The sequence below is a fragment of the Paenibacillus sp. FSL R5-0810 genome, assembly GCF_038002285.1.
Lineage (GTDB): Bacteria > Bacillota > Bacilli > Paenibacillales > Paenibacillaceae > Paenibacillus_AQ > Paenibacillus_AQ lactis.
In genome coordinates this window covers 4,777,588-4,798,200 of record NZ_JBBOCF010000001.1, presented here as the reverse complement: position 1 = coordinate 4,798,200, position 20,613 = coordinate 4,777,588, and the positions used below count along the sequence as shown (strand labels likewise).

Sequence of the window (20,613 nt, the reverse complement as noted above, 5' to 3'; positions counted from 1 at the left end):
TGGTGCTAGGAGTATCCTGAGATTAAATGTTTGATTTATTCAATATTCTCATATCAGAATTAAGAAAAGAGAGATGGCCATGAATGTGCTTTCGACGGGAATGGGATGGATTGATATCCAGCATGGAGGACTGAACCGCTATTTTGCGGACTACACCAAGGCTATGAAGGATTACGGGCATACCGGGCTGGGTGTTGTGGTAGCCCCGCAAGGAGCGGAGCTGCCTCCCGACCGGAACATCAGCAATGCAACCAAAGAGCTTCGTCTCAACCATTTCCTGCCGCGCATGAAATCGGTGCAGAAGCATGCGGTCCATGCGGTCCGAAGCTTTCGGCCGGATGTCTTTAATCCGCATTTTGCTTTTTATGCGACGATGGTTACAAGAAGCCATATCCCTCCCCATATCCCGATCGTTACCCATTTTCACGGACCGTGGGCGATGGAGTCCAGGGTAGAGGAGAAGGGCAATATCGGCATGATCCAAGGCGCGAAGTTTTGGCTCAAAAAACAAGTGGAGCTGCTGACCTATCGCCGGTCGGATAGCTTCATCGTGCTTAGTGAGTATTTCCGGGACATTTTAAGGAACACCTACGGCGTAGATGAACGAAAAATCCATATTATACCGGGTGCGGTTGACCATCATCTATTCCTGCCTAACCCGGATCGGGAAGGGCTCCGATTGCAAATGGGGATCCTTCCGGACCAGCCTGTGTTGTTCTGTATTCGGAGGCTGGTACGCCGGATGGGAATCGATCGCCTCATTCATGCCATGGTGGCTGTCGTTCGCGAGCACCCGGATGTCCGCCTCTATATCGGGGGAGACGGGCCGATGCGCGAACCGTATGAAGCGCTTATTCGGGAGCTCGGGCTTACTGCCAATGTTCGACTGCTCGGCCGGATTACGAACGAGGAGCTTGTGCAATACTATCAGGCTGCCGATATCAGCATCGTTCCGACATTGACGCTCGAAGGCTTTGGCCTGATCACCGTGGAATCGCTAGCTTGCGGAACACCTGTGCTCGGCACCCCGTATGGAGGAACGAAGGAAATTTTGCATCGCATCTCCGACGACTTGATGTTTGAGGACGGGACGTCTGAGGCGATGAGCCGCAAGATCATTGACGTGCTCAATGGGCAATCGTTTCTCCCGTCACGTGAAGCATGCAGAGAACATGTATTGAATCGATACACATGGAACCGGGTTGCAGAAGCCGTGACCGAGGTGTTCGCGGAGGAAATCGATAAGAGAAGGGTGTTTCGGAAATGAAGATCGCCTTTTATAACCATACGAGCGCGATCAGCGGCGCGGAGATCAGCCTTCTGCTGACCGCCAAGCATCTGACGAGAGCCGAGCCGATTCTATTCGCTCCCGAGGGGGAGCTGCTGCAGAAGGCTCGCGATCAAGGGCTTGAGGTAGTAGCCCTCCCTAGCTACCGTGCGAGAATGACCCGCAATCCGTTTCTCCTGCTGATCTATGTTATGGGGATGCTCTTGGCAGGCTGGAGGCTGGCGCTTCTAATGAAGAAAAGCGGGGTGGATCTCATCCATGCCAACTCCATACGCGCCGGCATCATGGCAGGGCTGTTCCGGTGGTACCATCGGATACCGGTCATCTGGCATGTGAGGGATATGCCTCCGGAAGGAATAATAGGCCGCTTGATCCGGAGGTTTGCAGGCAGCACCGCCGGGGCGCTGATCGGCATTTCCGAGCCAGTCATTCAAGCGATGGACCATCGGTCCCTAACCGGGAAATGCCATCTTGTACATAATGGAGTCGAGATTAAGCCATTCCGAGCTGAAGAGCGGCAATCGATACGTGAACGGACCCGGAGGGAGCTGGGAACGCCGCAGGATGCGGAGGTCATGGCAATCATAGGCCAGATCGCCCCTTGGAAGAGACAAGAGGACGCCATTGAGGCGCTTTCCCGTTTATTCCGCGAGGGAAGGCAGGCGTATCTGTGGATCGTTGGTGAAGCGAAGTTCCGCCAGGAGAATGAGGATTACCTCACTAGCTTGAGGGAAAAGGTACGATCGTTAGGGCTTGAACAACACGTCATATTTACGGGATTTAGAGAAGATGTACTGGAGATCTGCTGCGGAGCAGATCTCCTTTTATTATGCTCGGATCGCGAGCCCTTCGGCCGGGTCGTGATCGAAGCGATGTCTCAAGGCACCCCAGTCGTGGGAACCCGGGGCGGAGGCGTCCCCGAAATTATTGAGCACGGCAAGAGCGGATTGATGTACGAGACTGGAAACATTGACGAGTTGAATCATTGCATCCGTCTCCTTCTGGATGATCCGCAAATTCGGGCTATGCTGAGCCGTGGCGGACAGGAGCGGGCGGAGGAACGGTTCTCCATCATGCAGACATCGCACCGCGTGGAACTGATCTATCAGCAGCTGCTGACGAAATCCGGCCGGGAACGGTCCCGACGCCAACAGGCAAAGGAGTTCATGTAAATGCGAAAAGTGAAGGTTGCCATTGTCCATGATTATCTCAACCAAATGGGCGGCGCGGAACGGGTGGTGGCCGTATTCCACAAAATGTTCCCGGAGGCGCCGATCTATACGACGATTGTCGACCGGGACAAACTGCTTCCGGAATTGAAGGATGCGGACATCCATACAACCTGGATGCAGCGGATACCGGGGATTTTGCGCAGATTCAAGCTGTTCTTCTGGCTCTATCCCTTCGCCGTATCATCCATGAAGTTGAAAGGCTATGACCTCATCCTGAGCTCCAGCAGCGCTTATGCGAAAGGGGCAAGGAAGGGCCGTGACAGTGTACATATCTGCTACTGCCATACGCCGATGCGATTCGCCTGGAATTTCGAGTCCTATATGGAAGGTGTTCCGGTGCCAAAGAACGTAAAACGGATTGCAAAATGGCTGACATATCCGCTTCAGGCATGGGATCGCCGCAACTCCAAGCGGGTGGATCGTTTGATTGCCAACTCGACCATTGTTAAAGAGAGGATCGGACATACTTACGGAATGAACGCAACGATTATTTTTCCTCCGGTAGAAATCAGCCGGTTCAGTGTTGGAGAAGGCGATCCGAAGGATTACTTCCTGGTTGTCTCCAGACTTGTGTCGTACAAAAGGATCGATCTTGCGGTTGAAGCCTGTTCCCGGCTTGGCCGAAAGCTCATCGTGATTGGGGATGGGCCCGATCGGCCTCGGCTGGAGCAGCTTGCAGGTAATACGGTTACGTTCCTTGGGAGAAGAAGCGACGAGGAAGTGGTCAGTCATATGCAGCGCTGCAAGGCACTGATCTTTCCGGGAATCGAGGATTTCGGGATAACGCCGCTCGAGGTGAATGCTTGCGGCAGACCGATTGTCGCATTTCGCGGAGGCGGAGCATTGGACACGGTTGTAGCCGAGCGGACAGGTCTGTTCTTTGAAGAGCAATCGGTGGAATCCTTGGCGGAGACGATCGAGCGTTTCGACCAATATGAATGGGACCCGGCCCGGATTCGGGAGCATGCAGAGGCTTTCGGCGAGCATGTATTCATCGAACGTCTGCAATCGAGTATTGACGGACTGATGGGCGCCAGGGAAAGAGGCGCCAAGATCGCGCAAGTGGAAGGGAGCTATTAACTATGCAAATCATACTGTTATCTGGAGGAAGCGGTAACCGGTTATGGCCGCTATCGAATGAAACCAGATCCAAACAGTTTCTGAAAATATTAAATAGCGCTTCCGGAAAGCGTGAGTCCATGGTGCAGCGGGTGTGGAGCCAGCTGGGGCTGATGAATCTCCAGCCATCCGCCGTGATCGCTACCGGAAAGTCACAGGTGGAGTTGCTGCAGAATCAGCTGGGCTATGAAGTGGAGCTGGTCGTCGAGCCGGAGCGCCGGGATACCTTCCCGGCCATCGCCTTATCGGTCTGCTACCTGTACTCCGTTAAAGGCGTCAGTCCCCGGGATATCGTGATCGTTCTCCCGGTGGATCCGTATGTGGACACGCATTTCTTTCGAAAGGTGCAGGAGCTGGAGACGCTGATGCAGGAAACCGGGGCAGATATCGGGTTGATCGGCGTCTCGCCGGATCATCCTTCCTCGAAGTTCGGTTATATCGTCCCGCAGTCGGTATCGAGACTCGAGAACGGCACGGAATATTTGAACGTAAGCCACTTCGTCGAGAAGCCGGAAGAAGAGGCCGCACGCAGCTTAATCGAGCATAAGGCTCTGTGGAACTGCGGCGTCTTCGCGTTCCGGCTGGAATATGTTCTTGAGCACTTGTTGGAGCGCTCCCTTCCAATCCAGTACGATGAGCTGCTTCGGCAATACGGGCAATTCGAGAAAACCAGCTTTGATTACGCGGTTGTCGAGCAGGCGAAGAATATCGTTGCACTGCCTTATCAGGGGCTATGGAAGGACCTCGGGACCTGGGATGCGCTCACGGAGGAGATTCATACACCACTAGTCGGAAAGGGGACACTGACCGACGACTCCGTGAATACGCATGTCATCAATGAATTGGATATCCCGATTACGGTAATCGGTGCGCCGAATTTGATCGTGGCCGCCAGCCCGGACGGGATTCTGGTATCCGAGAAGAATGCCAGCATGCGGATCAAGGAGGTGCTCCAATTCGGAGACCAACGACCGATGTATGAAGAGCGTCGATGGGGACGTTATCGCGTGCTGGATTATATCAAGTATCCGAACGGTCATGAGGTGTTGACGAAGCGCATTTGCGTCCTTCAAGGCAAAAATTTGAGCTATCAATACCACTTGCTGCGCAGCGAAGTGTGGACCGTCGTATCCGGGCAAGGCGAAATGATATTGGACGGCGCCGTTCGCATGATCGGCAAGGGCGATGTCGTCATCATTTCGGCGGAAGCCAAGCACAGCCTGCGGGCCATTACGGATATTGAAATTATAGAGGTTCAGACGGGCAGCGAGCTGATTGAGGACGACATTGTCCGGTTGGCCATGGACTGGGATGAAATCAAGATTAGCGTTTTGAATTAATAGGGCTGACCGTTGTGCAAGAACCATTATAAAGGTGAGGTGAGAACCATGAAAATTACGGTGATCGGTACAGGTTACGTCGGGCTGGTATCCGGCGTGTGCTTTTCCGAGCTTGGCAATGAGGTTATATGCGTTGATCAGATCGAGGCCAAGATTGAAATGCTGAATCGGGGAGAGGTACCGATTTATGAACCGGGACTGCAAACGTTGATCGCAAACAACCGTGAGAGGGGGCGGCTGCGCTTTTCGACCGACTTGAGAGCGTCCGTAAAGCATGCCGAGGTCATCATCATTGCGGTAGGGACGCCCTCGCTGCCGAACGGTCAGGCTAATCTGAGCTTCATTGAACAAGCGGCGAGCGAGATCGGTCAGGCCATGAACGGCTATAAAATCATTGTCACCAAGAGCACCGTGCCGGTAGGGACGAACGAGCGTATCCGGGACATTATCGCGCAGCATTCGAAGGAGCCTTTCGATATTGCTTCTGTGCCGGAGTTTCTGCGAGAGGGAACGGCGGTTTCGGACACGATGAACCCTGACCGTATCATTATCGGTACGGACAGCGAAGTGGCGCGGGAGCGGCTATCCGAACTCCATCGGAGCCTGACCTCCCATATTATCGTTACGGATATCCGCAGCGCCGAGATGATCAAATATGCCTCCAATGCATTCCTGGCAACCAAAATTTCATTTATCAACGAGATTGCGAATATTTGCGAGAAGGTAGGAGCGGATGTAACGAAAGTCGCCTATGGAATGGGATTTGACCAGCGCATCGGCGCATCGTTCTTAAAGGCCGGCATTGGATACGGCGGCTCCTGCTTTCCAAAGGATACCCAAGCCCTGATCCAAATCGCCGGACAGATGGATTATGATTTCAAGCTGTTGAAATCGGTCGTCGAGGTGAACCGGGAGCAGCGGTTTAATGTGATCCGCAAGCTGGAATCCTTGATGGGCCATCTCGCCGGGAAGACGATTGGCATATGGGGTCTGGCGTTTAAGCCGGAGACGGACGACGTGCGCGATTCCCCTGCTTTCGAAATCATTGCAGCTTTAACCGAGATGGGGGCCAAGGTGAAGGCTTACGACCCAATTGCTGCCGAGAACTTCAGAAGAAACTGCGATGTCGACAGTCTAATCTACTGCGACACTGCCCGCGAAGCCGCTTGGCAGGCGGATGCGCTATGTGTCCTCACGGAATGGAAGGAGTTTCAGCGCATTCCGCTTTCCGAGATCGAGAGTTGGCTGAAGTCCCCGTATTTGATCGATGGCCGCAATATCTATAAGGAAGAGCAGCTGGCCAATACGCAGCTAGTGTACTATTCCGTAGGCCGTCCGGGGATGAATCGGGGTGTGAAGGAACCTGCACCGTATATTTTGCTATGACAAAGCAAACATTTGGGGTGGTTGGATTGATTATGGAGGACGCCTTGACGCTTGAAATGCGTGATGCGCCGAAGGAGCTGTCGTTCCTGCTGTCGATTTTACGGAATCGGGATCAGGATCAGGCCATTCTTCCGCAGGAGGCCGCCGACATGGATTGGAATCTGTTCATGAAGCTGGCTGTGCATCACCGAGTCTATCCGCTGGTTTACTTGGCTTTGAAAGGGAGCGATACCTCGCTGATCCCGGCTTATGTCATGCAGTCGCTGCAGCGGCATTATCATAACAACACGATCAAGATGCTTCACTTAAGCAGAGAGATGAGCCGAATATGCGACGTATTCGCAGAGGCTAGGATTAGGAGTCTTTGGCTGAAGGGGCCGCTTCTGGCCCTGCACCTATATGGGGACGTGGCTCACCGAACGTCGAAGGATCTGGATATCCTAGTCGATGCAGAAGATGTGGAGAAGGCGGAGCAAGTGCTGACACAGCTCGGATATGAGGCCGAGGAAGAGATCGTGCTGGGCAATTGGAAGAAGAAAAGCCATCATCGCTCGTTCGAGCATCGGGAGCATTTCGCTCAGGTGGAGATTCATTGGCGATTAAATCCCCATTATAGCAGGTCCTTCTCGTTTGAGCAGCTGTGGCAGCGGCGAAGAGAGGTCAGGCTGTCCAGCCAGACCTATTTCTGCCTTGGTAACGAGGATCTGCTGTGTTACCTGACGGACCATGGAGCCAGGCATGGCTGGTTCCGATTACGTTGGTTAGCGGATATTGTCCGTTTGCTGCCTCTGCTTGACAACAGCCGGTTAAACCAGCATCTGGAGCGGTACGGAGGCGAGATCTATGCAGGGCAGGCCTTTATTTTATCGTCGCTGCTCCTTTCGGCTAAGGTTCCTCATGACTTGGAGGCGGCAACAGTTGGCGCTAAATCGTACCGACTGGCGGAGAAGGCTCTTTATTACATCCAAAGAATCGTGCAGCTGAATCCGGTACCGGAAAAAAGCGTAGCCCGTCATTATAACCGTTATCTTTTTTCGCTGATGTCCGGCAAACAGAGAATCGCCTACGTGTTTAATAAGCTGCTTCCAAGCTCGCGGGATGCCCTTCAGCTGCCTTTGCCTAAACCGCTTTATTTTTTATATGTTCCGCTTCGGCCCTTCCTTTGGTTTTGGAGGCGGATGAAGCAGCCGTCGGTGTGACGGGTGTAACGGTTACGATGTGAAACGAACGGAGGTTCTTCCCATGAGCACGGAATTCATTACGGATGAGGTACTGATCATGCAGTCCGAAGGCTTTCTGGTCAGTGATATGGACGGCGAGAAGGTTATGCTGAGTATCGATAATGGAAAGTATTACAATCTGGGCCGGATTGGCGGCCGGATCTGGGAGCTGGCGTCTACGCCCATTACGGTCGGCGGTATGGTGGAGAGGCTCGTTGAGGAATACGATATCGAACCGGATGCGTGCGAGCAGCAGGTACAGCGGTTCCTGCGGCAGCTTGCCGATGAAGGGCTCGTGCAGGTGAAGAAGGCCTAATGAGTCTATACCGGAAAGCAAGGACGTATATGTCTTTTCCCGTTGCGATGAAGCTGATGTTCATCGAAGCCTATGTTTACTTGGCTTGGGGGAGAGTGTTCAAGCAGCTGCCTTTCGCGAAGGTGGCGCCCTCCTTGGGCGATTTTATGAAGGAAACGCCGTATACCTGCTCGGAGGAGGAGCTGAAGCAGCTCCGCCTAATCTCCAGAGCCGTACATGCGATGAGCCGAGTTACCTGGTGGGAAAGCCAGTGCTTGGTCAAAGCCGTTGCCGCCAAGAAAATGCTGGAGCGAAGAAGCATTCCCTATACACTGTATTTAGGAAGCGGGCGGGATGACCAAGGACAAATGGTGGCTCACGCCTGGCTCCGCAGCGGTTCTTACATTGTTACGGGCAAGGAAGGGCATGAGAAATATGCGATCGTCGGAATATTCGGCAAGGATATGCGGGCGGAGGAGCTGAACTTTAATCGGTCATCCGGTAAGGAGTTTTTACGTTGAAGGATCTCATTTATTTTATCCGAAAAATGCACGGGATGGCCGGGTTCAAGCTCTACCTTAATATGTGCATGATCCTGGTCATCAGCATCCTGGACGGTATCGGCATCTACCTGATCGTCCCGCTTCTCGGCGTGATCGGCGTATTTCAGACCGATCTGAGCGGAGTCCCGCTCGTCTCGACCTTGATGGATCTTGCGGATTCGTGGTCCCTGCAGCTCAATTTGCCGGTGGTGCTGGCCATCTATGTCGTGATTGTGGGCGGGCAGGCCCTGCTGCAGCGAAGCCAGACCTTGCTAAACGCCAAGATCCTGCAGCGATTTATCCGCAAGCTGCGCATGGAGACGTACCAGGGATTGCTGCATGCGAAATGGGAGTTTTTTCTCCGCCACCGCAAATCGGATTTCAATCATGTCATGACCAATGAGCTTGGGCGCGTGAACCAAGGCACCTTTCTGTTCTTCCAAATGATCTCGTCGTTGTTGTTCACGATCATTCAGATTGGCCTTGCCTTATGGCTGGCTCCGTTGTTAACCCTCATCGTGCTGGTCAGCGGAGGGGTCCTCGCCTTGTTCGGGCGCAAGTTCATCCGCAGCTCGAAGCGGATCGGCGAGCAGACGACCGAGCTTTCAAAATATTATTTTGCCGGCATCAGCGAGCATTTCAGCGGCATCAAGGACATCAAGAGCAACCGGCTAGAGCCATCCCATATGGATTGGTTTGACAGGCTGTCGCGAAAAATGGAGCGGAACTTCATCCAATTCAATAAAGTGAACTCCCTGTCCCAGCTCATTTACCGGCTCTCGTCCGTCATCCTCGTTGCCGGGTTCGTATACCTTGCTCTTGAGGTGCTTCGCACCCCGGCTGAGCAGCTGCTGATGATTGTGCTTATTTTCTCACGGTTATGGCCAAGATTTATCAGTATTCAAACCAGTACCGAGCAGCTTGCTTCGAATTTCCCGGCGTTTCGGGCAATACGCGAGCTGCAAGCGGAATACGAGGCAGACCGGGAGCTTGCCGGAACGGCTGGAGTCCCGGATGGCGAGCGACTGCATCTGCAGCAGGGTATTACTTGCAGTGATGTGGACTACCGATATGACGCTTCTTCTCCGACCTACGCTTTGCGGGGCATTAACTTACATATTCCGGCCCGCCGCATGACGGCCATCGTCGGCAAATCCGGCGCGGGCAAGAGCACCCTGATCGATCTGCTCATGGGACTGATCCAGCCGGAGAGCGGGCAGGTTCTGGTGGACGGCGTGTCCATTCGGGATGAACGTCAGCTTCTGTCGCTCCGGGGGAGTATCGGTTATGTGGCGCAGGACCCTTTTCTCTTCAATGAGAGCATCCGGGATAACCTGAAGCTGGCCGCTCCCGAGACATCGGATGATGAGCTGTGGGAAGCGTTGAGGTTTTCGGCGTCGGACGAATTCGTGCGAAGGCTTCCGCAGGGGCTTGACACGGTCATTGGCGACCGCGGCGTGCGCTTGTCCGGCGGTGAGCGACAGCGGATCGTCCTGGCAAGAGCCATCTTGAAGCGTCCATCGATTCTTGTGCTGGATGAAGCGACAAGCGCGCTGGACAGCGAGAACGAGCGGCGGATCCAGGAGGCGCTGGAGCAGCTGAAGGGAAGCATGACCCTTATCGTGATCGCTCATCGGCTGTCCACGATCCGTCATGCCGATCAGGTCATCGTGATGGAGCAAGGGCGGATTATCCAGCAAGGAGGCTATCAGCAGCTGTCTCAGGATCAGAAGGGCACCTTCCGGCAGCTTCTCAGTTACCAAACAGGCGCCCAGATGTAAACAGTGTTCAACAGCCGTCCCTCGTTGAGGGGCGGCTGTTTTTTTGTTTTTAGTTTGCGGTGTTGGCGCTCACCCGAATTCCTATTATCATTTGTACTAACGATGGCCGGTGTTTATCGGCCAATGTTCAATCTTTATATGTAGAGGGGGAAAGTGAATGGATGGCCAAAGCAACCTTTCACAGTGGATTCACATACGGCCGATTACCCTGGATGATTTTGAAAATGTCTTGGCATGGAGCAAGGATGACTCCTTCTGTGAAGCGAATGGATGGGAAATCAACAGAAGCTCTGAAGAATTATATAAATGGTGGCGCAATTGCGTAAATCATCCTGCCGAAGATTTTATTCGAATGGGAATTACGTTGAACGGGAAATTAATTGGATATGCAGATATGGCCTGCATGAAAGGTAATACGGCTGAACTGGGCATTGCAATTGGTGAGAGCAGGCTGTGGGGGCAGGGGATCGGATCTGCTTCGGCAAAGTGTATGATGGAATATGCATCGAAGAAGTTAGGAATTTCATTTTTTAACGCTGAAACTCACGAGGCCAACGCTCGTTCAAGAAAAATGCTTGAGAACTTAGGGTTCAAAGAAATAAGTCGAATAGGCAGTGAAGAATATCAAGGGATGAGGAGCGAACGAATTCAATATAGACTTATTTTTAATGGGGAAACCTGAATGAAGAATCTACGCACAAGGCCTAAAACTCCTCCTTCAACCAGTAAAAATCCTTAAAGCTAGACGCTTTGATAACCTTTTGTCCAATTTGCCTTAACAACAATTCCTCGTCATATTTCCCAGAAATACTCAACATTCGACCAGGATAGACAATGGTTTCCCCGTTACGATCAACCACTAATGAAGCCCCGCCTAACTACCTCTCGCTACCTAATGTAAATTTTCGGAAAACATGCCATGAAATATCGAGAAATGAAACCTCTCCGGATGAATTCCGGTATTATTAGATAAACAAAGTTGCCAAGGAGGAACATGTCCATGGGAATGCTGTCGAGATTTACCGATATTATGCGAGCGAATGTGAACGCTTTGCTGGATCGGTCGGATGATCCGGAGAAGACGATTGATGAATATATGCGCAGCCTGCACAGCGACTTGGGCCAGGTGAAGGCGGAGACGGCCTCACTGCTTGCGGAGGAGCGGCGGGCCAAACGGACGCTGGATGAGTGCATTACGGAGGTCGCCAAGCTGCAGCGGTATGCCGAGAAGGCGGCGGAAGCAGGAAATGAAGTCGATGCCCGCAAATTCCTGGAGCGTAAGGCGGAGACGGCCGTGAAGCTCGATGACTTGCAGCAGGCATATGAGCAGGCCGCTTCCGATGCGGTGAGCATGAAGCAGATGCAGGATAAGCTAGTCGCGGATATGGAGCGGCTCGAAGCAAGACGGTTGGAGCTCAAAGGGAAAATGGCCGAGGCGAGGCATCAGCAGCGCTTAAACGAGAGCGGCTCCTCCCGTGGCGACGTTGCTGGGGCGTTCCAATCGATGGAGGAGAAGGCGAACCGGACCCTGGACGAAGCGCTGGCGCTCGCGGAGCTACGGGCCGGATCGAAGGAAGACGATTTGGACGTGCTGATGGCGGAGCTTGAGGAACAGATGAAGCGACGCAGCGATGATAGCCATACGGCAGCGAGTCCGGAAGCAGCCCCGGATGATCGCAGCGGCGAATCGAAACAGAAGGAGTAATGGTCTGATGGGAATTGAGGTGATCCGATGCCGGTAATTGAATACAAATGTCCGTACTGCGGCAGCGGGATGAGCTTTGATGCGGCGACGGGAACGCTGTCTTGCCCGGGCTGCGGAAACCAAGAACATATTGATCAGCTCCCCGATCCGATGAAGCAGCAGGTGTTTACGGAGGGTGAAGTCAAGGAATACCACTGCGGCAGCTGCGGGGCCGTGATCATGACGGATGCGGAGACCAGCGCAACGAGCTGCAGTTATTGCGGTTCCGCGGTAGTGCTCGCTGATCGGCTGACCGGAGAGCTTGCTCCGGCGATGGTCATTCCTTTTTCCATTAGCAAGGAGGAAGCGATTAAGGCTTTTCGAAAATGGTGCAGAAACGGCCTTCTCACGCCGCGGGGGTTCATGAACGCCAACCGGATCAAGAGCTTAACCGGCATGTATGTGCCGTTCTGGTTATATGAGCTGCATAACCGGGTGGAGGTACACGGTCACGCAACGAAGGTAAGAACATACACGCAAGGTGACTACGAATATACCGAAACGCAGCACTACGAGATCTACCGTAAGATGCGCTTGAATTACACGAAGCTTCCGCTTGATGCATCGGCGAAAATGGACGATGAGCTGATGGATAAGCTGGAGCCTTTTCCTTACGAGCAGCTGAAGGAATTCAAAACCCCGTATCTTGCCGGATATTTGGCGGAAAAATACAGCTACAACGACCAGGAGCTTCTCCCTCGGGCGAAAGAGAAGGTTCGCAGCTACATCGATGCGGCTATTTCGTCTGCAGTCGCCGGGTATACAACGGTTAATTACACTAATAAGCAGATTGATACAACGATGAAAAAAGCGGATTACGTCCTTCTTCCGGTATGGATGGTGCATTACGACTACAACAAAACCGTATACACGTTCGCCATGAACGGTCAAACGGGCAAGGTGGTGGGCAGGCCGCCGCTCAGCAAGGCGAAGATCGCCGCGTGGTTCGCCGGGATATCCGGCGTGTCCTTCTTGTCCTTGAAGCTGATCGCCTGGATGATGGGAGGTGGGTTCTGGTGAGAAGACGACGGTCGTTGCTAAGGTTAGGATGGATTATGATGCTGGCGGTATTCCTTATGATGCCGCTTCGAACGACAGCCGCTGCTGCCGAGGCCAAGCCGCTCATCTTTGATGACGCCGGGCTTTTGAGTGCGCAGGAGTATGAGGAGCTAAGCGCCTTGGCCCGCGAGTACGGAGCCGAACGGGAGACGGACTTTATCATAATTACTACGGACAATCCGGACAATGTGGATATCGAGATATTGATTGAGGATTTTTATGATGCGTATGCGCCCGGGTATGACAGGCCACACGGCAACGCCGTCATTTTGGGGCTGGATATGCGCAACCGCGATGTGGAAATGCAAGGATATTACAAAGCCGAGGAATACCTCGACCGTAACCGGCTGGATAAAATCCGCCGCAAGATCACGGGCGACTTATCGGATGGGGAGTATAAGAAGGCATTCGAAGCCTACATTATATCCGCGCATGAATATATGGGCTATGAGCCGGGATTCAATCCCGATAATCCGCTGTTCAATATATGGGTTCAGCTCGGCGGTGCTGTCCTGATCGGCGGATTGGCCGTCGGCCTGATGACGTACCGCGCCGGCGGCCGGGTGACGGTCAATCGCCGGACTTATGAGGATGCGAGCACCTCGGGCATTATTGATCAGGAAGATCGGTACATTCGAACGACGACAACAAGACGGGAGATACCCAAAAATGATGGAGGCAGCTCCGGCGGAGGCGTAACGAGCGGTGGCCATTCGCATAGCAGCAGCCGTGGGAAATTCTAAAGGAAGGGATGGAATCGTAGCATGGGATTTTTCAGAAATCAATTCTCCAACGTGGTGGAATGGGAAGAGTTTAGAGACGATATGATTTTTTGGAAGTGGAGCAACCGGGAGATCAAGAAAGGCAGCAGGCTGATCATTCGCGCCGGCCAAGACGCCATCTTTGTGAACAACGGCAAGATTGAAGGGATCTTTGAAGATGAGGGCGAGTACAGTATCGATTCGGACATCATTCCGTTTCTGTCCACGCTGAAGGGCTTTCGGTTCGGGTTCAACAGCGGTATGCGGGTAGAGGTTCTGTTCGTCAACACGAAGGAGTTTACCGTCCGGTGGGGAACGCAAAATCCGGTTCTGATTCCGACGCCCCAGCTTCCGGGCGGCATGCCGATCCGGGCTAACGGCACCTTCAATTTCAAAGTCACCGATTATGTGACGTTGATCGACAAGATTGCGGGCATGCGGGAGAGCTATCTGGTGGAGGATGTCAAAATCCGCATTACGTCCGTTTTGGATCAGCTCCTGATGAAATGGATCAGCCGTGAAGGCAAGAACATGTTCAATCTACAGGCGAATGCCTCCGAGATCGCCAAAGGCATCCGGGAGGACCTGGATATGGAAGTGATGGACAATGGAATCTCTATCACCGGCTTCCAGGTCATGAGCTTCAATTATCCGGCCGAAATCCAAGAGATGATCACCAAGACGGCATCCCATGAAATGATCGGCAACCTGCAGAAATACCAACAGGTCAGCATAACGGATGGCATCGCTTCAGGTAAAATAAAGGGCGGCGGTGCCGCTTCGGATATGGCCGGCATGATGATGGGGATGAATATGGTCAATGAGATGATGCGAAACATGAATGCCAGTCCAACTCGGGACCAACGTGACCCCGAGAGGGCGGAGGGGCAAGACCAAGCCCGGAACGACAAGCAGCATGCAGGCGGAGAATCCCAGTCATCGTCGCCGGCGTCTTCTTCCTCGGAAGGCAAGGGCAAACCGAACTTCTGCCCGAATTGCGGAGCGAAGAACGAGGGCTCGAACTTTTGTCCGAACTGCGGACATAAGCTGGGATAGATTCAGGCAGAGCCTGGCGTAAAGTACAGCCATAAGCTGGGGGCTTTTGATAAGCGGCCAACTTATGGCTGTTTTTATCAGGATACCGCTATCTAATATAGTTGCTTGAATCTCATTGTAGATTCTACATTGGAGCTGCTTTCTAACCATTTTATAAAATGTATGCGCATACTTATTCATGGTATAATGTTTTTATGAAAGATGATAATGCTGGGAGCAGGATGCGTCAATAGACCTTGGGGGCAGGAGTGTTGCGGGAATGAGAGGATATAATGTGTGGCGGCCGTTGATCTTGATTGCGGCGGCGCTGCTGACTAGAAGCTTGGTAACCAATTTATGCGTTTTGTTTGGCATGACGCCGGAGTCGGCGAGCAATTTGGGGTTCATCGCGATGATCGCTGCCGCGTTCATCACATACAGCCGAATGATGAAGCATCAGCGTAGGAAGTAAGAAGGTTCAGCTGTGAGCCGTAAACGTACATATACAGAATGCATCATTATATATACTGAATGAGCACCTCGGGAGGGGTGCTCTTTTATGCTTTCAAATGAACGGAATAGGCGCATGCTACTGAGGATCAACTCTATTTTTTTCTTTCTCTATAAAATTCGTTGCTTCAACCACTGCATCACACCTCCTGTAAACCCTATGTTATCTATAAATGCGGATCTATTGCCTTCTTTCTGTTCAGGTGCTCTAAAATGCGCATGAAATGGCTATATACCAAGGCTTAAGCCATTCACCGCTTTACAGATGTACTTTGGCAAAAACACCCAAATTTTTGTTGAAAACGGTCTATATTATTAATATATTGTAAATAGCGCGAATCTACCATTCGGGCATATAAACCTAGGAGGGTCAACCTTAATGAAAAAAGGGGTCTTATCATTAATCAGTTTGGCGTTATCGGTCACCATGCTCGCGGGCTGCGGCGGCAAGCCAGCATCTGAGCCAACCGGAGGTGCAGGCTCGGACGCACCGAAGGCAAACTTCAAGGTCGGAATGGTTACCGACGCAGGCACCATTGACGACAAGTCGTTCAACCAAGGGACGTATGAAGGTATTCTCAAGGCGAACAAGGACTTTAAAATCGAGTATAAATACCTGAAGCCGGCCGGAACAACGGAGGCCCAATATACCAATGAGATCGTCAACCTGTACGATGCCGGATTCAAATTCATCGTAACGCCGGGCTTCAAGTTCGAGACGGCTGTGCATAAGGCACAAGAGAAATATAAGGACGCAAAATTCGTCCTGATCGACGGATCTCCTCGTCCTAATCCGGATGCGGATCCAGAACTTAAAGAGAACACCGTAGCCATCTACTTCGCCGAGCAGGAGTCCGGCTTCTTGGCGGGCGTTGCAACAGCCCTTCACGTGAAGGACGGACAGGCCGGCTTTATCGGCGGCATGAAAATTCCTCCGGTGCAGAAATTCAACTGGGGCTTCCAGCAGGGCGTGAAATACGCGAATGAGAGCCTGGGGACGAAAGTGACGATCAACAAGGAAAATGTCGTGTATCAGGGTACCTTTGATGATGTTGCAGCAGGCAGCCAGCTGGCCGCCCAAATGTACGACCGCGGCGTGAATGTCATCTTCGCTGCCGCAGGCGGCGTTGGCGTTGGGGCGATCAACGAAGCCAAGACGCGTGTGCAGAACGGCAATGACGTATGGGTTGTCGGCGTAGACGTCGACCAGTATCAAGACGGCGTGTATGAAGGCGACAAATCCGTGATCCTGACTTCCGCAGTGAAGAAGATTGACCAAGCGGCTTACGACATGATCAAAGCCGAAACCGAAGGCAAGTTCCCTGGCGGACAGACGATCACGCTGGATGCGAAGAATGACGGCGTCGGCCTTCCGGCTGAAAATCCAAACTTGAGCGAGGACATTCTCAAGCAAGTGGATGAAGTGTTCAATAAGATCAAAGCCGGCGAAATTACGGTGGCGGCAGAGCAAGGCGACCTGATCGAATAGTCAAGGGAGCGCCCTGCTCGGGGTTGCCGGGCACATTTGAATGGATAACCGCAATGCGTTAAAAAAAGACGGACTTCCCTCCGTCTTTTTTTAAGGTAAGTGGGAATAGGATTGGAACAACAGACGGCATCTACCAAATATGAAGGAGAGGACGCTAAACCATGGACTATGTTGTCGAGATGGTGGGCATCCGCAAGGAATTTCCGGGCATCGTGGCCAATGACGACATCACGCTTCAGTTGAAGAGAGGGGAGATCCATGCGCTGCTCGGCGAGAACGGCGCGGGGAAATCAACCCTGATGAGCATTCTGTTCGGCATGTACCAGCCCGACCGCGGAGTCATTAAGGTCAACGGCCGGGAAGTGCGGATTTCGAATCCGAACGTGGCGAACAGGCTCGGCATCGGGATGGTGCACCAGCACTTTAAGCTTGTTGAGGCGTTCACCGTGACGGAGAACATTATACTGGGCAGCGAGACGCGTCGAGTGGGGATGCTAGATATCAGGACCGCTGCCAACCGAGTGGAGGCGTTGTCCAAGCAGTACGGTCTAAACGTGGACCCGCACGCCAAAATCGAGGACATCTCGGTTGGCATGCAGCAGCGCGTGGAAATTCTCAAAATGCTGTACCGCGATGCGGAGGTGCTGATCTTCGACGAACCGACCGCGGTGCTGACGCCGCAGGAAATCGAGGATTTGCAGGGCATTATGAAAAATTTGGTTCAAGAGGGCAAATCGATCATCCTGATCACCCATAAGCTGAAGGAGATCAAGGCGGTGGCTGACCGCTGCACCGTCATCCGGCGTGGCCGGACGATCGGCACCGTCGACGTGGCTGATACGAGCCGGGAGACGATGGCCGAGATGATGGTCGGCCGCAGCGTTTCCTTTAAGGTCGACAAGCAGGAGAGTCGACCGGGAGAGACGGTGCTCGATATTCGCTCGCTGACCGTGAAGAACAGCAAGAAGGTCGATGCGCTTAAAGCCTTCTCGCTTGAGCTGCGTGCCGGCGAGATCGTCGGCATTGCCGGGGTGGACGGTAACGGGCAAACCGAGCTGATAGAGGCTATCACGGGTCTGCGGCAGGCAGAGAGCGGCAGCGTGATCCTGAATGGAAAGGATATTACCGGGCTGTCCGTGCGCCAGCGCAATGAGAGCGGCATCGGGCATATCCCCGAGGACCGTCAGAAGCGCGGGCTTGTACTGGACTATACGCTGGAAGAGAATTTGATTCTGGAAGTCTACAAGCGGCCCCCGTACTCCAAGAACGGGCTATTGCAGCGAGCGGCCATCCGCAAGCATGCGGAGCATATCATTCAGAGCTTCGATGTCCGTTCCGGGGAGGCCGGCCGCTCCATCGTTCGCTCCATGTCCGGGGGGAACCAGCAGAAGGCGATCATCGGCCGCGAGGTCGAGCGGGATCCGGATCTGCTGATCGCGGTTCAGCCGACGCGCGGTTTGGATGTCGGCTCGATCGAATATATTCACAGACGTCTTGTGGAGCAGCGGGACAAAGGAAAAGCGGTGCTGCTCGTATCCTTGGAACTCGATGAGGTGCTGAACCTGTCCGACCGCATCGCGGTCATCAACAACGGCGAGCTGGTCGGCGTGGTCAACGCTTCCGAAACGAACGAACAAGAGCTGGGCCTTATGATGGCCGGGTATCATAAAGAGGAGGGCAGCGCATGAATAACAGCATAAAATCACTGCTGGCCGTCCTCTTCGGCCTCCTGGCTGGGGCGCTGCTGATGGCGGTGACCGGCCACAATCCGGTGGAAGGCTACAAATTCCTGATCCAGGGCGGGCTGAAGAGCCCAGAGAGGATCGGCAACACGCTGGCGACGGCAACCCCGCTTATCTTGACGGGCTTGTCGGTTGCTTTTGCCTTCCGGACGGGGCTGTTCAACATCGGGGCCGCAGGCCAGATGCTGTTCGGCGGCTTCTGCGCGACGGCAGTCGGCCTGTCGGTGGATCTGCCGCGGGCCTTGCTGCTGACGCTGATGGTGCTGGCCGGATTCATCGGCGGCGCTTTGTGGGCGCTGATCCCCGGCATTTTGAAGGCCCGTTACAACGTGCATGAGGTCGTATCGACCATCATGATGAACTGGACGGCGTATTGGACCGTGTATTACGTCATTCCGGGATATTTTAAAGGGGAAAGCCTGGAGACGGAATCCCGTCAGCTCCCGCCGGAGGCGATGCTTCACGCGTCCTGGCTGAGCGATATGTTCCAGGGCTCGTACATCAATCTCGGCTTTTTTATCGGGGTGGTGGCCGTTCTGGTCGTCGCCTTCCTGATCAATAAAACGACGCTCGGCTATGAGCTGAAGGCGGTCGGATTCAACCGCCACTCGGCCGAATACGCAGGGATTGCGGTGAAGCGCAGCATCGTGCTGTCGATGTTCATCGCCGGCGGCATTGCCGGCCTTGCGGGCGTGGCGCAGTACGCCGGGAATGCGTCGAGCCTTCAGATCGGCGTCTTGCCGAGCCAGGGCTTTGACGGCATTGCCGTTGCGCTGCTCGGGGCGAACGCGCCGCTTGGCGTGATGGTCTCCGCGCTCTTCTTCGGCGTGCTGTACTCGGGCCGGGGATTCATGAATGCGATGACGGAAATTCCGCCGGAGATCGCCGATTCGATTATTGCCATCATCATCTACTTTGCGGCGACAAGCATTCTGATCGAGCGCCTGTTCCGCAAGTGGAAAGTGCGCAAGTCACGAGCACCGCACAGCGCGGCAAATAAAAAGCAGGGGGAACGAGAACATGTGGACAACGCTTGAACAGATTTTTCCGTATGCCATCGTCTTCACCATCCCGCTGTTGATAACCGCCTTGGGCGCGCTGTTCAGTGAACGAAGCGGGGTCGTGAATATCGGCCTCGATGGACTGATGATCGTCGGTTCCTTTATTGGAGCCTTTGTCGTATCCAAAATGCAGGCGCAGTTCGGGGGAAGCTGGTGGGTGCTGTGGGTCGGACTTCTGGCCGCAGCGGCGGCAAGCGCCCTGTTCTCGCTCCTTCACGCCTTTGCGAGCATTAATCTTAGCGCCAACCAGATCATCAGCGGTACGGCAATCAATATGATTGCGGGCGCCCTGACGATCTTCCTGGCCCGGAATATTACGGGGAGCGGCAACATCCGCATTACGAGCGGCTTTAGACCGTTTGATTTTCCGATCTTGTCGGATATTCCGATCATCGGAGATCTGTTCTTTACGAACACTTACATCACGACGTGGCTCGTGCTGATCCTGCTATTGCTGAGCGCGTTTATCCTGTACAAGACGCCGTTCGGTCTGCGCCTAAGAGCTTGCGGCGAGCATCCGCATGCAGCGGAGGCGGCCGGAATTCGGGTACGCGCCATGCGGTATGTCGGCGTCATGATTTCCGGCGCTTTCGCCGGGCTTGGCGGTGCCGTCATCCTGATGACCTATTCCGGCGAATTTACCGGCAACGTGGCAGGTTTGGGCTTCCTCGCCCTGGCCTCGCTCATCTTTGGCCAATGGAAGCCGTTCGGCATCCTGGCGGCAACGTTCTTCTTCGGATTCGCGAGCACCGTGGCGAACGTCTCGCAGGTTATTCCGCAGCTGGCCGTAATCCCGCCGGTGATTCTAAAGATTTTCCCATACGTGGTCACCTTGATCGCGCTGGTCATCTTCTCGAAGTCCTCCAATGCGCCTAAGGCCGTTGGGGAGCCGTTCGACTCAGGCAAGAGATAGGATTTTGACGAAAAAAGAAACCTCCGATAGGACCTCCGCCTGGAAGGCTGGGTCTAACGGAGGTTTTTTTACATAGGCTTCACTTTCTATTAGATC

The 20,613-nt window shown here is 53.7% G+C and carries 19 protein-coding genes; all 19 read left to right on the top strand.

What is annotated here, in order from left to right:
- Positions 1 to 79 precede the first annotated feature (79 nt).
- The 19 genes from MKX76_RS21250 (at position 80) to MKX76_RS21160 (ending at position 20,517) form a co-directional block, all read left to right on the top strand.
- On the top strand, positions 80 to 1,267 hold the full coding sequence (locus tag MKX76_RS21250; RefSeq protein WP_210094286.1) for a glycosyltransferase family 4 protein: 1,188 nt from the start codon (positions 80 to 82) through the stop codon (positions 1,265 to 1,267).
- A complete protein-coding gene (locus MKX76_RS21245; RefSeq protein ID WP_210094285.1) occupies positions 1,264 to 2,460 on the top strand; it encodes a glycosyltransferase family 4 protein in 1,197 nt (398 codons plus the stop codon). Before MKX76_RS21250 ends, MKX76_RS21245 begins: the two co-directional genes overlap by 4 nt.
- On the top strand, positions 2,461 to 3,600 hold the full coding sequence (locus tag MKX76_RS21240; RefSeq protein ID WP_341034581.1) for a glycosyltransferase: 1,140 nt from the start codon (positions 2,461 to 2,463) through the stop codon (positions 3,598 to 3,600).
- A 2-nt stretch (positions 3,601 to 3,602) separates the two neighbouring features.
- Positions 3,603 to 4,979, top strand: a complete 1,377-nt coding sequence (locus MKX76_RS21235; RefSeq protein WP_341034580.1) for a sugar phosphate nucleotidyltransferase — start codon at positions 3,603 to 3,605, stop codon at positions 4,977 to 4,979.
- A 48-nt stretch (positions 4,980 to 5,027) separates the two neighbouring features.
- A complete protein-coding gene (locus MKX76_RS21230; protein ID WP_341034579.1) occupies positions 5,028 to 6,365 on the top strand; it encodes a UDP-glucose dehydrogenase family protein in 1,338 nt (445 codons plus the stop codon).
- 44 nt (positions 6,366 to 6,409) lie between these two features.
- Complete coding sequence (locus MKX76_RS21225) at positions 6,410 to 7,564, top strand: nucleotidyltransferase domain-containing protein (protein ID WP_341034578.1); 1,155 nt, start codon at positions 6,410 to 6,412, stop codon at positions 7,562 to 7,564.
- Between the two features lie 43 nt (positions 7,565 to 7,607).
- A complete protein-coding gene (locus tag MKX76_RS21220) occupies positions 7,608 to 7,901 on the top strand; it encodes a lasso peptide biosynthesis PqqD family chaperone (RefSeq protein WP_007132651.1) in 294 nt (97 codons plus the stop codon).
- Positions 7,901 to 8,401 carry a lasso peptide biosynthesis B2 protein gene (locus MKX76_RS21215; RefSeq protein ID WP_341034577.1) on the top strand — a complete coding sequence of 167 codons (501 nt, stop codon included), beginning with the start codon at positions 7,901 to 7,903 and terminating at the stop codon, positions 8,399 to 8,401. Before MKX76_RS21220 ends, MKX76_RS21215 begins: the two co-directional genes overlap by 1 nt.
- A complete protein-coding gene (locus tag MKX76_RS21210) occupies positions 8,398 to 10,203 on the top strand; it encodes an ABC transporter ATP-binding protein (RefSeq protein ID WP_341034576.1) in 1,806 nt (601 codons plus the stop codon). Before MKX76_RS21215 ends, MKX76_RS21210 begins: the two co-directional genes overlap by 4 nt.
- 157 nt (positions 10,204 to 10,360) lie before the next feature.
- Complete coding sequence (locus MKX76_RS21205) at positions 10,361 to 10,885, top strand: GNAT family N-acetyltransferase (RefSeq protein ID WP_007132648.1); 525 nt, start codon at positions 10,361 to 10,363, stop codon at positions 10,883 to 10,885.
- A gap of 318 nt (positions 10,886 to 11,203) precedes the next feature.
- Positions 11,204 to 11,908, top strand: coding sequence for a PspA/IM30 family protein (locus tag MKX76_RS21200; protein WP_007132646.1), 705 nt, complete (start codon positions 11,204 to 11,206; stop codon positions 11,906 to 11,908).
- A 27-nt stretch (positions 11,909 to 11,935) separates the two neighbouring features.
- Positions 11,936 to 12,967, top strand: a complete 1,032-nt coding sequence (locus MKX76_RS21195) for a TFIIB-type zinc ribbon-containing protein (RefSeq protein ID WP_210094278.1) — start codon at positions 11,936 to 11,938, stop codon at positions 12,965 to 12,967.
- Positions 12,964 to 13,749 (top strand): TPM domain-containing protein, encoded by a 786-nt coding sequence (locus MKX76_RS21190; RefSeq protein ID WP_341034575.1) that lies wholly within the window; start codon positions 12,964 to 12,966, stop codon positions 13,747 to 13,749. Before MKX76_RS21195 ends, MKX76_RS21190 begins: the two co-directional genes overlap by 4 nt.
- A 21-nt stretch (positions 13,750 to 13,770) precedes the next feature.
- A complete protein-coding gene (locus MKX76_RS21185; protein WP_341034573.1) occupies positions 13,771 to 14,823 on the top strand; it encodes an SPFH domain-containing protein in 1,053 nt (350 codons plus the stop codon).
- Positions 14,824 to 15,082: 259 nt separating this feature from the next.
- Positions 15,083 to 15,274: a hypothetical protein gene (locus MKX76_RS21180; RefSeq protein WP_077570320.1), complete on the top strand. Its 192-nt coding sequence runs from the start codon at positions 15,083 to 15,085 to the stop codon at positions 15,272 to 15,274.
- A gap of 417 nt (positions 15,275 to 15,691) precedes the next feature.
- Entirely contained in the window at positions 15,692 to 16,801 is a 1,110-nt protein-coding gene (locus MKX76_RS21175; RefSeq protein WP_007132641.1) for a BMP family lipoprotein, read from the top strand.
- A gap of 161 nt (positions 16,802 to 16,962) precedes the next feature.
- Complete coding sequence (locus tag MKX76_RS21170; protein WP_007132640.1) at positions 16,963 to 18,489, top strand: ABC transporter ATP-binding protein; 1,527 nt, start codon at positions 16,963 to 16,965, stop codon at positions 18,487 to 18,489.
- Positions 18,486 to 19,580, top strand: a complete 1,095-nt coding sequence (locus MKX76_RS21165) for an ABC transporter permease (RefSeq protein WP_007132639.1) — start codon at positions 18,486 to 18,488, stop codon at positions 19,578 to 19,580. Before MKX76_RS21170 ends, MKX76_RS21165 begins: the two co-directional genes overlap by 4 nt.
- Complete coding sequence (locus MKX76_RS21160; RefSeq protein ID WP_341034570.1) at positions 19,564 to 20,517, top strand: ABC transporter permease; 954 nt, start codon at positions 19,564 to 19,566, stop codon at positions 20,515 to 20,517. Before MKX76_RS21165 ends, MKX76_RS21160 begins: the two co-directional genes overlap by 17 nt.
- The last annotated feature ends 96 nt before the right edge of the window (positions 20,518 to 20,613 follow it).